Annotated in this window: 13 protein-coding genes; 11 read left to right on the top strand and 2 right to left on the bottom strand. The window is 67.4% G+C overall.

Annotation, left to right across the window (positions count from 1 at the left end; genetic code table 11):
- The first annotated feature begins 44 nt into the window (after window positions 1–44).
- From AC1M0F_RS08305 to AC1M0F_RS08285, 5 genes are all read left to right on the top strand, one after another.
- Window positions 45–2,135 carry an LGFP repeat-containing protein gene (locus AC1M0F_RS08305; protein WP_480237755.1) on the top strand — a complete coding sequence of 697 codons (2,091 nt, stop codon included), beginning with the start codon at window positions 45–47 and terminating at the stop codon, window positions 2,133–2,135.
- 82 nt (window positions 2,136–2,217) lie between these two features.
- Window positions 2,218–3,171 carry a glycosyltransferase gene (locus AC1M0F_RS08300; RefSeq protein WP_480237754.1) on the top strand — a complete coding sequence of 318 codons (954 nt, stop codon included), beginning with the start codon at window positions 2,218–2,220 and terminating at the stop codon, window positions 3,169–3,171.
- Window positions 3,168–4,031, top strand: coding sequence for a glycosyltransferase (locus AC1M0F_RS08295; protein ID WP_480237753.1), 864 nt, complete (start codon window positions 3,168–3,170; stop codon window positions 4,029–4,031). The genes AC1M0F_RS08300 and AC1M0F_RS08295 overlap by 4 nt, the downstream gene beginning before the upstream one ends.
- Before the next feature lie 44 nt (window positions 4,032–4,075).
- A complete protein-coding gene (gene galE / locus AC1M0F_RS08290) occupies window positions 4,076–5,059 on the top strand; it encodes a UDP-glucose 4-epimerase GalE (RefSeq protein ID WP_480237752.1) in 984 nt (327 codons plus the stop codon).
- Window positions 5,060–5,096: 37 nt separating this feature from the next.
- Entirely contained in the window at window positions 5,097–7,058 is a 1,962-nt protein-coding gene (locus AC1M0F_RS08285) for a DUF6541 family protein (RefSeq protein WP_480237751.1), read from the top strand.
- Between the two features lie 54 nt (window positions 7,059–7,112).
- On the opposite strand, the gene AC1M0F_RS08280 is transcribed toward AC1M0F_RS08285, so the two are convergent.
- Window positions 7,113–7,472 carry a DUF2304 family protein gene (locus tag AC1M0F_RS08280; RefSeq protein ID WP_480237750.1) on the bottom strand — a complete coding sequence of 120 codons (360 nt, stop codon included), beginning with the start codon at window positions 7,470–7,472 and terminating at the stop codon, window positions 7,113–7,115.
- 10 nt (window positions 7,473–7,482) lie between these two features.
- A complete protein-coding gene (locus tag AC1M0F_RS08275; RefSeq protein ID WP_480237749.1) occupies window positions 7,483–8,193 on the bottom strand; it encodes a glycosyltransferase family 2 protein in 711 nt (236 codons plus the stop codon).
- 72 nt (window positions 8,194–8,265) lie between these two features.
- Here AC1M0F_RS08275 and AC1M0F_RS08270 point away from each other — a divergent pair, with 72 nt between their 5' ends.
- The 6 genes from AC1M0F_RS08270 (at window position 8,266) to AC1M0F_RS08245 (ending at window position 14,757) form a co-directional block, all read left to right on the top strand.
- Window positions 8,266–8,877 (top strand): acyltransferase, encoded by a 612-nt coding sequence (locus AC1M0F_RS08270; protein ID WP_480237748.1) that lies wholly within the window; start codon window positions 8,266–8,268, stop codon window positions 8,875–8,877.
- On the top strand, window positions 8,870–9,970 hold the full coding sequence (locus AC1M0F_RS08265; protein ID WP_480237747.1) for a DegT/DnrJ/EryC1/StrS family aminotransferase: 1,101 nt from the start codon (window positions 8,870–8,872) through the stop codon (window positions 9,968–9,970). Before AC1M0F_RS08270 ends, AC1M0F_RS08265 begins: the two co-directional genes overlap by 8 nt.
- Window positions 9,970–10,956, top strand: a complete 987-nt coding sequence (locus AC1M0F_RS08260; RefSeq protein WP_480237746.1) for a Gfo/Idh/MocA family oxidoreductase — start codon at window positions 9,970–9,972, stop codon at window positions 10,954–10,956. The genes AC1M0F_RS08265 and AC1M0F_RS08260 overlap by 1 nt, the downstream gene beginning before the upstream one ends.
- 4 nt (window positions 10,957–10,960) lie before the next feature.
- Complete coding sequence (locus tag AC1M0F_RS08255; RefSeq protein ID WP_480237745.1) at window positions 10,961–12,115, top strand: glycosyltransferase family 4 protein; 1,155 nt, start codon at window positions 10,961–10,963, stop codon at window positions 12,113–12,115.
- Window positions 12,116–12,117: 2 nt separating this feature from the next.
- Window positions 12,118–13,530, top strand: a complete 1,413-nt coding sequence (locus AC1M0F_RS08250) for a glycosyltransferase family 4 protein (protein ID WP_480237744.1) — start codon at window positions 12,118–12,120, stop codon at window positions 13,528–13,530.
- Between the two features lie 96 nt (window positions 13,531–13,626).
- The gene (locus tag AC1M0F_RS08245; RefSeq protein ID WP_480237743.1) at window positions 13,627–14,757 is read left to right on the top strand and encodes a glycosyltransferase family protein; all 1,131 of its coding nucleotides are present in this window, start codon (window positions 13,627–13,629) and stop codon (window positions 14,755–14,757) included.
- The last annotated feature ends 31 nt before the right edge of the window (window positions 14,758–14,788 follow it).

The following is a 14,788-nucleotide window of genomic DNA, read 5'->3' as shown; positions in this document are numbered from 1 at the left end:
TCCGGGGAGCGCGCGGATGCATACATGCACATACGATAGGGACCATGTCTGGGGTAAGAGGGATCTCTCGCGCGCGCGCGACCGCGTTATTCATCGTCGGCCTGCTCGTGGCCGCGATCTTCGTGGCGGCTCCACACCCTCAGTCCCAGACTCCCTCAGCTTCAGCCGCCGGATTCAGCGCGGGCAACATCATCGACGATGCGGTCTTCTACAACGATGCGGCCATGACCGAGGCAGGCATCCAGTCCTTCCTCACCACGAAGGGTGCCTCCTGCAAGGTCGGGGCACTCTGCCTGAAGAGCTACAAGGCAGCGAGCTACGACCGCCCAGCCGACGCCATGTGCTCGGCATATTCGGGCGCTACGTCTGAGACCGCCGCCAGGATCATCTACAAGGTCGCCAAAGCCTGCGGGATCAACCCACAGGTCTTCATGGTGATGCTGGAGAAGGAACAGGGGCTGGTCACGACCACCAACCCGACCACGGGCAAGTACCGGATCGCCATGGGCTACGGTTGCCCGGACACCGCCCCGTGCGACACCCAGTACTACGGATTCTTCAACCAGGTCTACAAGGCGGGGTCACAGCTGATCCGTTACACCAACCCGCCGGGGACATCGAAGTACTTCACCTGGTTCGGGCCGGGCAAGACCGTTCCGATCCAGTGGCACCCCAACGCATCCTGTGGCTCAGGCAACGTCTACGTCGCCAACAAGGCGACGGCGAGCCTCTACTACTACACGCCGTACCAGCCGAACGCCGCTGCCATCCGCGCCGGTTCCGGCACCGGGGACAAGTGCTCCGCATACGGCAACAGGAACTTCTTCAACTATTTCACGTCGTGGTTCGGATCCACGCGCGGCACCGGTGTGCACGCGAGCCTCGCCGCGTACTACGACAAGAACGCGACAGTGCTCGGCCAGCCGGTCGAACCCGCCAAGACCTATGGCGACGGCGGCATGGGCCAGCGATTCACCAACTACTGGGTGTACCGGACTCCGTCTGGCGTCATCACCAAGACGACAGGCCGGATCGGACGTGACCACGCGGACGCAGGCGGAGGCGCCGGGCCTCTCGGGTACCCGACCGGCGAGTACACGTACTACTCCAGCGGCGCCAGGAGCCAGACGTTCGAGAACGGCACCTATTACTGGACCGAGGCGACCGGCGCCATCTTCACCACAGGACTCATCCGCGCCGCGCACGACGCGCTCGGAGGGGCAGACGGCTCACTCGGCCTCCCCACAGGCGCATACGGAACTGTCGCGACCATCGGGCGGACCCAGACGTTCGAGAACGGCACCATGTACTGGTCGCCGACGACCGGGGCGCGTGTGACCACCGGCGTGATCGGTAGGAACTACGAAGCGCTCGGCGGCCCGTCAGGCGCGCTCGGATTCCCCGCAGGAGACTACGGCGTCGCGCCGGACGACGGACGAAGCCAGGTGTTCGAGAAGGGGACCTACTACTGGTCTACCGGGAACGGCGCCCACTTCATGCTCAGCGAGTTCAACGAGGGCTATGAGAGCCAGGGCGGTGTCACCGGACCGTACGGGTACCCGACAAGCGCTGCGAAGTCCTACGCAGGAGGGGGCTTCGGCCAGAACCTCGAGGCGGGAAGCGTCTACTGGTCGCCGGCAACCGGAGCGCGGCTGACAACAGGGAAGATCGGTGCGGCATACACCGCCCTCGGCGGTCCGAGCGGTCTGCTGGGCTACCCGACAGGCGACTACACCTACCGCAAGGACGGCGGCCGATCGCAGCAGTTCCAGAAGGGCATCATCTACTGGTCGTCCGCGACAGGGTCGCAGTACATGCTCACCGACATCGCCACCGGCTACGCGAAGCTCACTGGCACAGGTGGAACGTACGGATATCCGACGCAGTCGACCGTCGTCCACCCTGGGGGGTTCTCGCAGAAGCTCCAGGCCGGCGTCGCCTATTGGACGAGCTCGGCGGGCCTCAGGCTGACCACAGGGAAGATCGGCGCTGCATACACGGCGCTCGGCGGCCCGACCGGTTCGCTGGGATACCCGACGGGCGATTACCTCGCCAACGCCGACGGCACACGCTCGCAGAAGTTCCAGAACGGCACGCTGTACTGGTCGGCTGCCCGCGGCGTCTGGCGAGGCTGAGGCTGACCCACAGGTCACCCGCTCCGGGAGGGGCGGGTAAACTGGCGTGTGGCCGCGACGGCGGCCCGGGGAGGAACACAGGGTGCGCAGTCGTCAGGTAGTTGCGGTTGTCGTCGCCTACAACCGTCGCGACCTCCTCATCGAGGTCCTGGCCGGGTTGCACTCCCAGTCGCGTGTCCCGGATGCCATCGTCGTCGTCGACAATGCATCCAGCGACGACTCTGCGGCCGTCGTCCGTGAGGTGGCACCGACGGCGACACTCATCGAACTCTCCACCAACACCGGAGGCGCAGGCGGTTTCGCGGTCGGGATGGCCGCGGCGATCGCACGTCACGACCCCGACTGGGTCTGGGTGATGGACGACGACACCATCCCGGAGCCGGACGCACTCGGTTCCCTGCTCGACGCCGTCGAACGCTACGACAGCGACGACCTGTGCGCCGTCGGGTCGCGGGTGGTGTGGACCAACGGTGTCGAGCACCCGATGAACACGCCGCGCCGCAACCCGTTCGCCGGGCGCAGGGAGAAGGACCTGGCGTCGCGTATCGACGCGGTCGCCGTGCGCTCGCTGTCGTTCGTCTCGTCGATGTACCGTGCAGACGCCATCATCCGACGCGGTTTCCCCGTCGTCGACTACTTCCTCTGGAACGACGACTTCGAGTTCAGCGCCAGGCTGCTTCGCCACGGGGTGGGGTTGAGCGTTCCTGCGAGTCGTGTCGTCCACAAGACGAAGGCGCTGGCGTCGACCGATGTCGACCCCGGCCCGCGATTCCGACTCGAAGTCCGCAACAAGGTGTGGCTGTTCCGGAAATCGCCCGCGCTCAGCGTGGGGGAGAAGATCCTCTACATCGGTGCTTCAGCGTTGCGCTGGGCCAGGACGTTCCGGCTGTCACAGGACAGGCGGACACTCCGGGCAGGGCTCTCCTCCGGGTTGAAGGAAGGTTTCGGCCGGAACCCGCGCCCGAACACCGAGGTCCTCGCCGGCGCAGGCGTGCCGGATGACATTCTCGCCGTTCTCGGGCGTCGGCACGCATGACCGGCACGGACACCCCGCAGCGCCCCGCCCCGTTCTCTCTTCTCCTGCCCGTCTACGAGAAGGACGAACCTGAGCATTTCGCCAGGGCATTCTCGAGCTCGGTCGCCGCGCAGACCCTCCCACCGGACGAGGTCGTCCTCGTCCAGGACGGAGCGGTGCCTGAGGCCCTCGAGGCGGCGGTGGCGAGCGCCATCGCCTCGACGAACGTCCCGGTCGTCCACCTCCGGATCCCTGAACGCGGCGGCCTCGCGAACGCGCTCACCGCCGGCCTCGCCGCGTGTTCGTTCGACATCGTGGCGCGCATGGACGCGGACGACGTCTCCCTGTCGAGCCGGTTCGAACGCCAGCTGGCGAAGGTGCACGAAGGCTTCGACCTCGTCGGAACCGGCATGCTCGAATTCGCCGATGACACGAGTGCTGTCATCGGTCGCAGAACCCCTCCGACCGGCGCAGACGCGATCGCGAAGTATGCGCGGTTCCACGACCCGTTCAACCACCCCACCGTGATGTACCGCCGCGCCGCCGTCGAACGGGCGGGCGGGTACGAGGACATCGGCCTGATGGAGGACTACTGGCTGTTCGCCCGAATGATCCACTCCGGTGCGCGCGTCGACAACCTTCCTGACGCTCTGCTGATGTACAGGGTCGGCGCAGGCGCGTACTCGAGGCGAGGCGGGCGCAAGCAGTTCGAAGCCGAGTTGAACCTCCAGCGCGCCCTCCGCACCATCCGTTTCACGACCAGGGCACAGTTCTGCCGCAACCTCGCCGTCCGTGGCCTCTATCGCTTCGTTCCTGTGCGCATTCGGACCGTTCTGTACCGCCGCCTGATCGCCCGCGGTTTCAGCGACGACGGCGCCTGAGGGTCCTTCGGACTCTCCCAGAAGCCGACTACTACTATTGACGGGTGTCAGTTCTCGTTACCGGCGGCGCCGGATACATCGGTAGTCACGTCGTCCGGCTCCTCCTGGAGAGGAACGAAGACGTTGTCGTCGTCGACAGCCTCGCCAACGGCGACCCCACACGGATCGGCAACGTCCCGCTCGGTGTGATCGATCTGGCCGGAGACGACGCCCCTCGTGCTCTCCGCGCGTTCATCGACGAGAACGAGGTCACCGCGCTCGTCCACCTCGCGGCACTGAAGCAGGCCGGGCAGTCCGTCGAACAGCCGGCCCGGTACTACCGGGAGAACGTCGGCGGCCTGGCGAACGTCCTCTCCGCCCTCGAGGGCACGGCCGTCGACAGGGTGGTCTTCTCGTCCTCCGCAGCGGTGTACGGCAACCCAGAAACGTCGCCTGTTTCCGAGGACACGCCACCCCGGCCCATCAACCCATACGGGGAGACCAAACTCGCCGGAGAATGGCTCGTGGCGGCCGCCGGGCACGCTCTGGGCATCAACACGGCCAGCCTGCGCTACTTCAACGTCGCAGGAGCGGGGTGGCGCGACCTCGGTGACACCATGCCGATGAACCTCCTCACACTCGCCATCGACGCCGTTCACCGCGGCGAGCAGCCCCGCGTCTTCGGGCACGACTACGACACACCGGACGGCACAGGCGTCAGGGACTACGTGCATGTGCTCGACCTGGCCGACGCCCACATCGCCGCACTCGATCACCTGGCGGCAGCTCCCGAGCGATCAACGGTGCTGAACGTCGGAACGGGCGAAGGGGCGAGCGTGCTCGACGTCCTCACCCAGCTCTCCACGGCATCGGGGAGCGTGTTCACCCCGCTTCTGATGGACCGCAGGCCGGGTGACCCTGCTGCCGTCGTCGCCGACGTGTCACGGATGAGCGTCGAGCTCGGCTGGCGCGCCCGACTGAGCCTGGCGGACATGGTGACATCCGCGTGGGATGCCTCGGTATTCACCCGGCAGGGTCAGCAGTCATGATCGTCAGGCCATTGCGTGCGACAGCCGAGATGACGAGGTGAGCTGGCTTCTCGCCCTCCCGGTGCTCGTCGTCGCCGTCGGAGTTCTCTACCTGCCCGGCCTTGCGTTGCTGTTCGCGGCCGGCGCGCGCGGGTTCCTGCTGTACGTGGCCGCCCCCGCCGTGTCCGTCGCGGTGATCGCCGTCCTCGGCATCGCGTTCCCCTTCGTGAACCTGGCCTGGTCCGTCCCCGCTGTGCTTCTGGCCATCGCCGTGCTCGGAGTCGTCGTCGCCATTGCCCGCCGCCTCCTCGCCGGCACATGGACACGCCCGCGCGTCCAGCGCAACGCCGTCACCACCGGCTGGACGGTGGCGGCACTCGTTGTCGCCGCCCTCGTGATCACCGTCCAGCTGATCGTGGTCTTCGGCGAACCGGGAAACATGTCGCAGACCTTCGACGCCGCGTTCCACCTCAACGGCACCAAGTTCATCCTCGACACGGCGAACGCGTCGTCGTTCCATCTCAGCGGACTGATCCTGCCGGAGGGCACATCGAGCTTCTACCCGGCCGCGTGGCACGGCGTCGTGTCGCTCGTGTCTGCATCGTCGGGCGGGAGCGTCCTCGTCGCCGCCAACATGGTGAACATCGTCGTCGCCGCCGGTGCGTGGCCGGCCGGAGTCATGGCGTTGACCCGCGTCGTCGCGCCGGGAAGCCGCGTCGCCATCGCCGCCGCAGGCATCGTCAGCGCCGCCCTCCCCGGATTCCCACTGCTTCCGCTCGACTACGGCGTGTTGTACCCGTACTTCCTCGCTCTCGCTTTCATCCCCCTGGCCCTCGCCCTCGCGCTGTCGTTCACCCGGCTGGCCTCGTTCCCGTCAGAGGAGCCGGCTCTGCTCCGCGCCCTGGCGCTCGCGGCAACGGTCGCGGCCATGGGACTTGCACAATCCGCGGCGGTGTTCGCGTGGGCGGCGATGCTGGTCCCCGTGCTCATCGCGGTGGTGATCCGTCTCTGGCGGAACCATCCGTCGCCGCGGATCCGATGGACGGCGGTTCTTGCCGGTGCACTCGCCGTCGGCGTCCTCGCAGTCGCCTGGTACGTCATCGGCCGGCTCGGGAACACGGCTCCGTGGGATGCATACGCGACCCCGTTCTACGCCCTGGTCGAGCTGTTCAGCAACTCACGGGAGGGAGCGGCGCCTGCAGTGGTTGTCAGCGTCCTCACCCTCATCGGCCTCGTGTCTGTCGTGCGAGGCGGACGATGGTGGATCGCGGGGATGTGGGCCGTCGCGGCCATCCTCTTCATCGTCTCCGCTTCCCTGCCGTACGGTGACCTGCGCAACGTCGCCATCGGCCTCTTCTACAAGGACCCGCCGCGGCTGACAGCCCTCCTCGCCACGATTTCGGCCCCGATCGCTGTGCTCGGAGTGGTCGCGGTCTGGAACTTCGCCGTGAAACGGCTCTCGCCTGAGCTCAACGCCAGGCTCCGCGCAGGCAAGGCGTCCGTGATCGCCCCTGTGATCGCCGGCGCGCTGCTCTTGGCCACCACCCAGGCCGGAATGCAGGCCGCAGTGGCCGAGGCACAGCCGAAGTACGCCATGACGGAGTGGTCGCCGATCCTGTCGATCGATGAACGCACCCTCCTCGAACGACTCCACGAGAACGTCCCTGAGGATGCCGTCGTCGCCGGGAACCCCTGGACCGGTGCGTCGCTGGCTTACGTCGTCGGCGACCGGCACGTCCTCAACCCTCACTTCAACGTGTCAGCGGAGCCGTCACACGTTCTCATCAACATGCACCTCAACGAGGCGGCAACCGACCCAGCCGTCTGCGAGGCCGTCAGGGAACTCGGCGTCGGATACGTCCTCGATTTCGGCGTGTACACGAGGGACGCCGGCGGAGTGCTCTCCTTCGACAGCACGACCAACTACCGGGGCCTCCTCGATCTCGCTGACTCAGGGGTCGTGGAGGAGATCGACCGCGAGGGCGACAAGGTCCTCTACCGGATCACGGCCTGCGACTAGGGACCGCGTCGTTCCTCCGGCACGGACCCCTGGGGACGACGGATGCGGCCGGTCTCAGCGCCGGTCGTCCTGACCTGCTGCTGCGTCTTCCATCCGCGCCTCAGCGAGGGCGATCTCACGGGCGAGCCTGGTCAGTTTGCGGTCCAGCTGCACATTGCGACGGTACGTCGTCGACACGTAGATCAGGAACGCGAGCACGAAGCCGTAGAGCAGGAGGTCCGTGCCTCTGCCGACTCCGACGAGGTTGGCCACCCAGGTGAGCCACTGCGGGAAGATGATGGACCCGATCGCGACGACGACGAAAGCCGCGAGGAACAGACGGCGCAGCGCCAGGTGGCTGTCGCGTCCGGACGGACGGGTGAGGAAGAGGCCGACGACGACGACGCCGACGACGAGAATGATCTGGATCCACATGGTCTTCGTCCTAACGCACGAGAAGGTCGACGAGGATGTTGACCGAGTTCAGCACTGACTGGCCCTTCCCCTTCGAATAGTCGGTGTAGAGGAGTTCGACCGGGTACTCCTCCCACGGCAGCTTCGTCCTGCCCAGCTGGAACACGATCTCCGTGGCGTGGGCCATCCTGTCCTGCTGCAGGTCGACGAGCCTCGCGGCATCCGTCCGGATGACGCGCAGGCCGTTGTGTGCGTCGGTGAGGCGGAGTCCCGTGGTGCGGTTCGTCACCCAGACCGCGGTCTTCAGGATGACCTTCTTCAGCCAGCCCGGCTGTGTGCGGTCGTCGAGGAAACGGGAACCGAAGATGATGGCAGCGTCGTGCTCGCGAGCCGCGCGGAGCATCCCCTCGGCGTCCTCGATCCGGTGCTGGCCGTCGGCGTCGAACGTGACGATGTACCGCGCGTCGGGTTTCTGCGCCACATAGGAGAGGCCGGTCTGCAGCGCTGCCCCCTGGCCGAGGTTGACCGGGTGTCTCAGTACCCGTGCCCCGGCCGCTGCGGCGACCGCCGCTGAGCCGTCCGTGCTGCCGTCGTCGATGCACACGACATGCACGAAGCGTTCGAGCAGTTCGGTGACGACGCGACCAATGACGGTGGCCTCGTTGTAGAGCGGGATGATGATCCACGCCCCGAAGTCCCGTTCGACGGCAACGTCAGGCTCGTTCGAAGCGTCGGGGGTCATACGCCCATTGTGACAGAACGTTATAGTCTTGGTGCGCACCAGCCGTCGACAGAATGTGTGCGAGGAGCCCACTTGAGTATTCACCCCAACGCCCGAATCGTGCCGTCGGCAGACGTCTCCGAGCAGGCGGACATCGGCGAAGGGAGTTCCGTCTGGCACCTGGCGCAGGTTCGCGAGGACGCGAAACTCGGCCGCAACTGCATCATCGGCCGTGGGGCGTACATCGGGACGGGCGTCGAGCTGGGCGACAACTGCAAGGTCCAGAACTACGCGCTCGTCTACGAGCCCGCGAAGCTCGGCAACGGCGTGTTCATCGGACCCGCCGTCGTGCTGACAAACGACACATACCCCCGCGCCATCAACCCGGACGGCTCACAGAAGAGCGCGCACGACTGGGAGCCTGTCGGTGTCACCATCCGCGAGGGTGCAGCGATCGGCGCACGCGCCGTCTGCGTCGCCCCCGTCACCATCGGCGCCTGGTCCACCATCGCCGCAGGCGCCGTCGTCACCCGTGACGTCCCCGACTTCGCGCTCATGGCGGGAGTTCCCGCCAAACGCATCGGCTGGGTCGGCAAAGCCGGCCTCCGCCTGACCGAAACGGATGCCGGCTGGCAGTGCCCGGAGACCTCGGCACTGTACGAAGAAATCGACGGCACACTCAGAGAGGTAGTCGCACATGACTAAGCCCTTTATCCCCCCGGCAAAGCCGATCATCGGAGACGAGGAACGCGAGGCCGTCGACCGCGTCCTCCGCTCGGGCATGGTCGCCCAGGGCCCTGAGGTCGCCCGGTTCGAGAGCGAATTCGCCGACGTCATGGTGCAGGGCAGGGCGAGCGTCGCCGTCAACTCCGGCACCTCCGGCCTCCACCTCGGCCTCCTGGCCGCAGGCGTCGGCGCCGGTGACGAGGTCATCGTGCCGTCGTTCACCTTCGCCGCAACGGCGAACTCCGTCGCACTCACCGGTGCGACCCCGGTCTTCGTCGACATCGAACCCGCGCAGTTCACACTCGACCCGGTCGCGGTCGAAGCAGCCATCACGAGCCGCACCAAGGCGATCATGCCTGTGCACCTCTACGGCCACCCCGCCCACCTAACCGAGCTCTCCGCTCTCGCCGAGAAGTACGAACTCGACCTCTACGAGGACGCGGCACAGGCCCACGGTGCAGAGCTGGATGGCAGGCGCGTCGGAACCTTCGGTCGGTTCGGGATGTTCAGCCTGTACCCGACGAAGAACATGACCAGTGGTGAAGGCGGCATGGTCACCTGCGACAGCGAGGAGTTCGTCCGCCGGGTGAAGCTGTTCAGGAACCAGGGCATGGAGACCCAGTACCAGAACGAGGTCGTCGGGCTCAACAACCGGATGACAGACATCCACGCCGCCATCGGCCGCGTCCAGCTGACCAAGGTCGGCGCGTGGACGACGACGAGGCAGCAGAACGCCGCGTTCCTCGACGCGAACCTCGAGGGCGTCACCGTGCCCCCTGTCGCCCCGGGCGCCGTGCACGTGTACCACCAGTACACGATCCGTGTCCCCGAGGACCGCGACGGCTTCGTCACGGCGCTCAAAGAGGAGTACGCGGTCGGAAGCGGCGTCTACTACCCGGTGCCGAACCACCGCCTCCCTTCGCTCACCCACTTCGCCCCAGGTCTCGATCTCCCCGAGACCGAGAAGGCCGCTGCAGAGGTCGTGTCGCTGCCCGTTCACCCCTCACTGTCCCAGGACGACCTGGCTCGCATCGTCGAAGCCGTCAACGCCGTCGCGAAGGCCGGCGCATAGTGGCCGAGTTGCGGGTCGGGCTCCTCGGAGTCGGCCAGATGGGCCGCCACCATGCCAGGGTTCTCCGTGAGCTTCCCGGTGTCGACCTCGTCGCCATCGCCGACCCGGGCGGGGACCCGCACGGTGTCGCCGGATCGCTCGACGTCCTTCCCGACATCGACGCGCTCATCGCGACGGGCATCGACATGGCCGTCGTCGCCGTTCCGACCGCGTTCCACGAGGCCGCGGCGCTGACCCTCGCCGAGGCCGGCGTGCACACCCTCGTCGAGAAGCCGATCGCGCACTCCGTCGAGGCCGGACGACGGATGGTCGACGCGTTCAAGGCCAAGGGCCTCGTCGGCGCCGTCGGGCACATCGAGCGTTTCAACCCTGCGCTGCAGGAACTCCGCCGCCGTATCGCCGCAGGGGACGTCGGTGAGGTCTACCAGATCGCCACCCGTCGTCAGGGGCCGTTCCCGTCGCGCATCGCCGACGTCGGCGTCGCCAAGGACCTCGGCTCCCACGACGTCGACCTCACGGCCTGGGTGGCCCAGTCGCCGCACAAGACGATCTTCGCGCAGACGATGCACAAGAGCGGCAGGGCGTACGAGGACATGATCCTCGCCACCGGTCGGCTCGAGAACGGCATCATCGTGAACCATGTCGTCAACTGGCTCAGCCCGATGAAAGAACGCGTCACCATCGTCACCGGTGAGCGCGGCGCCTACGTGGCCGACACGAACAGCGGCGATCTGACCTTCTACGCCAACGGCACCTTCCCGACCGAATGGGAATACGTCTCCGCGTTCAGGGGCGTCTCCGAAGGAGACGTCACCCGATTCGCCCTCAACAAGAGGGAGCCGTTGCGGGTGGAGCACGAGGCATTCCGTGACGCCGTGCTCGGCTTGCGCACTGACGTCGTCACCATGGAGGAGGGCCTCCGCACGCTCGCCGTCGTCGAGGGCGTCATCGAGTCTGCCCAGACGGGGAAGTCTGTCGAGTTCTAGGGCGATGCGCGTCACGATCGCGAGTCGGATATTCTCACCGGAGCCGGCCGCCGCGTCATTCCGGTTGGCCGCCCTCGCTGACGCTCTCGACGCCTCAGGGCACGAGGTCACGGTCACGACCACGTCTACCAGGTCGGCGGAGGCGTCCTCGACCCGTCCGGGCGTACGGGTCAGGCGCTTCCCCGTGCTCCGCGATCGTGACGGGTATGTCAGGGGCTACCTCCAGTACCTGAGCTTCGACGTCCCGCTCGCGTTCCGGCTGTTGTTCGGCAGACGCGCGGATGTGTACGTGAGCGAACCGCCCCCGACGACGGGGATCGTGGTCCGTGTCGTGGCAGCGCTCCGGCGGGCGCCATACGTGTACTACGCCGCCGATGTCTGGTCGGATGCCGCTGAGTCGACCGGCGCTCCGCGCGCAGTCGTCCGGCTGCTGCGCGTCGTCGAGTCGCACGTCCTGCGTCACGCGAGCCGGGTGATCGCCGTGAGCACCGGTGTCGCCGGCCGGGTGGAAGAACTCTCGGGACACAACCGCACGGTCGTCGTCCCGAACGGGATCGACACCGCCATCTTCGCGCCGGCCGGTGCCGATTCCCGCCCCGCGCCTGTCGTCATCTACGCGGGGACGACATCCGAATGGCAAGGCGCAGACATCTTCGTCCGCGCGATGCCGGAGGTTCGACGCCGTGTCCCCGACGCGACCCTGGTCTTCCTGGGCCAGGGGAGTGCGTGGGACGCCCTGCAGGAGCTCGCCGCCGACGTCGCCCCCGGGCTCGTCGAATTCAGGGACGTCGTCGCTCCCGAACGCGCGGCCGAGCAGCTCCGGTCGGCCAGGGTCGCCGCCGTCAGCCTGAAACCGGGGCAGGGCTACGATTTCGCCATCCCCACCAAGATCTTCGCGGCCGTCGCGTGCGGGACCCCTGTGCTGTTCTGCGGGCCGGGCCCGGCAGGCGGGATCATCGGCTCCGCCGATCTGGGCCTCGCCGTCGACTACGAGGTCGCCGCCGTCGCCGATGCCCTCACCACCATGCTCGGCGGCACCAGGACCTGGGACCCCGATCGCCTCGCGAGCTGGTCCAGGAAGAACGCCTCGCTGGAGACCGCAGGGACTCTCGCGGCGCAAGCCGTGTCCGCTGCGCGCACACGAAGGGTCGGGAACTGACCATGGGAACATACAGCAACGAATCACTTCCGACGATCGACGGCAGGCGTCCGCGGATCGCGTTCGTCGTCTACAACGACACCTACGCGGACACCCGCGTGCTGAAGATCGCTGCGACGGCTGCCGAGGCGGGGGCGGATGTGCGGATCTTCGCTTTCTCCTCCAGAACCGGCCATTTCGGCCCCGGCCTGGAGACAGGGCCCGTCGAGATCGACCGGGTCCCGCTCCGTGAAATCGCCCACCTCCTGACGCGATGGGGTCTGTCTGCGCGCCGCCTCCTCGGACGACCGGTCCCCACATACACGCCGACGGGGGCGCATCCGGAGCAGGAGACCACCGCCACGGTCACCCCGGCCTCGCCGAAACCCACGCCCACGTCGGCGCCGCGGCCTGCAGCAGGCAAGGGGGCAAAAGGGCTGGCCATCGACCTGTGGCGCCGCGCCGACGCCACGATCAAACAGGGGTCGTTCTGGATGCGGGCGAGTTCCCACATGACCAGCTGGCGTCCTGACGTCATCCACGCCCACGACGCCAACACCCTCATCGCCGCGCTGTCCGTCGGACGCCGCCTGTCGGTGCCCTATGTGTACGACTCGCATGAACTGTGGACCGAGCGCAACATCAGCGCGGACCGTCCCGTCGCCAAACGTTTCGAGCGGCTCTACGAACGTGTTGGCGCGAAACGAGCCGCCGCCGTCGTCACGGTCTCTCCCAGCATCGCCGACTGGCTGAAGTCCCGCTTCCGCCTGCGCGACCAGCCGGTGCTCGTGCGGAACATCCCGGTCTTCACCGGGAGCGTCCCCGAGCCTCAGGACGGTCGCCTGCGGGAACTGGCCGGCCTCGGATCCGGGGACCGAGTCCTGGCCTACTGCGGCGGAATCACGACGAACCGCGGGATCGAAGAGACGATCGAAGCCCTGCCGCTCCTGCCAGATGACGTGCACTTCGTCCTGCTCGGGTTCGGATCGGAGATCTACCGGGCCGGTCTCGACGCGCGGGTCGCCGAGCTCGGACTCGCCGGCAGGGTCCACTTCGTTGGCGCTGTGCCGTCGAACGAGGTCTCGGCCGCCCTCGCCGACGCCGACGTCTCGCTCGTCCTGACCCGACCGGCGTGTCTGAGCTACGAGTACTCACTGCCGAACAAACTCTTCGAGTCCATCCAGGCCGGCATCCCCATCGTGGCGACAGACATCGTCGATGCGGCGCGTCTCGTGCGCCACTACGACGTCGGTGAGGTCGTCGCGACCGAGATGCCCGCCAGCGAACTGGCCGCCGCGATCACATCCGCCCTGTCATCCACGAGCGAACGGCGAACCGCGATCCGCCTGGCGGCGCCCGAGCTCACCTGGCAGGGTGAATCGGAACGCCTGCTGCGGTTGTACGGTTCGCTGATCGAGCGTCGGCGCGATCGCTGAACCCGGCCGGGGCGAGTGACTCTGACGCTGCCGCGCCGCCGGCTGTGACGAGCGCCGGTGCACGCGACGGCCGGAAAGAAATGCGAAACTTGGGTCGTGCCTTCAGCAACCAAGCTCCTCATCCTGTCGTTCTCTCCGATCGCGACCGACGCCCGCGTCCTCAAACAGGTCGAACGGTTCGCCTCGACCTACTCGGTGACGACGTGCGGCTACGGGCCGAGGCCGGACGGCGTCGACGAGCACATCCAGATCCCCGATGAGGTGCCGGCCAACGATCTGAACGGCCGGCTGATCACCCTTCACCTCTACTCCCGCGCCTACTGGAGCCTCGGCGCCGTCACGTGGGCCAGGAAGGCGCTGGCCGGCCGTCCGTTCGACGTGATCCTGGCGAACGACGTCGAAACCGTGCCCCTGGCGCTGCATCTCGCCCCCGCGCGTGGTGTCCACGCAGACCTGCACGAGTACAGCCCCCGCCTCCATGCCGAATTCGAGGGCTGGCTCCGCCGGATCGCCCCGTATTACGAATGGCTCTGCAAACGGTACGTCAGCAAGGCCCAGTCCTGGACGACGGTCGGCGAGGGGCTGGCGAAGGAGTACGAGCGGAATTTCGGCTTCCGGCCGCTGCTGGTGACGAACGCCGCTCCGTTCGCCGACGTCGCCCCGCAGCCGGTCGGGGAGCCGATTCGCCTTGTGCACAGCGGGGCGGCGCTGCGGAAACGGAACATCCACACCCTCATCGCAGCGGTCAGCGGGTCGCCGGCGGACGTGACCCTCGACCTGTACCTCACCGCGAACGATCCCGCGTACCTCGCCGAACTGCGGCAGGGCGCAGACGAGTCCGACCGGATCACGCTGCACGACCCAGTGCCCTATTCGGACCTGGTGAGAACTCTGAACGCGTTCGACGTCGGAGTGCATTTCCTGCCGCCGGTGAACTTCAACAACGAGTGGGCGCTCCCCAACAAGATGTTCGACTACGTCCAGGCCCGCCTGGGAATCGTGGTCGGGCCCTCGGCCGAGATGGCGAAGTACGTCGACCGCTTCGAGCTCGGCGCCGTCGCAACTGACTTCTCGATCGACGCACTGCGAGCGGCGATCGCCGGACTGACCGTCGACTCCGTTTCGGCCTACAAGGCGAATGCAGACGCGGCCGCCCGTGAGCTGTCCGCAGGACCGCAGGTGGATGTGTGGGACGGCTGCATCGCCAGGCTCGCCGGCCGGGCCTGACCGCCCGCCGGAACCGCCCGGGTGCCTGCGG

Source organism: Mycetocola sp. Y719 (genome assembly GCF_056713205.1).
This window is presented reverse-complemented; position numbering and strand designations above follow the sequence as displayed.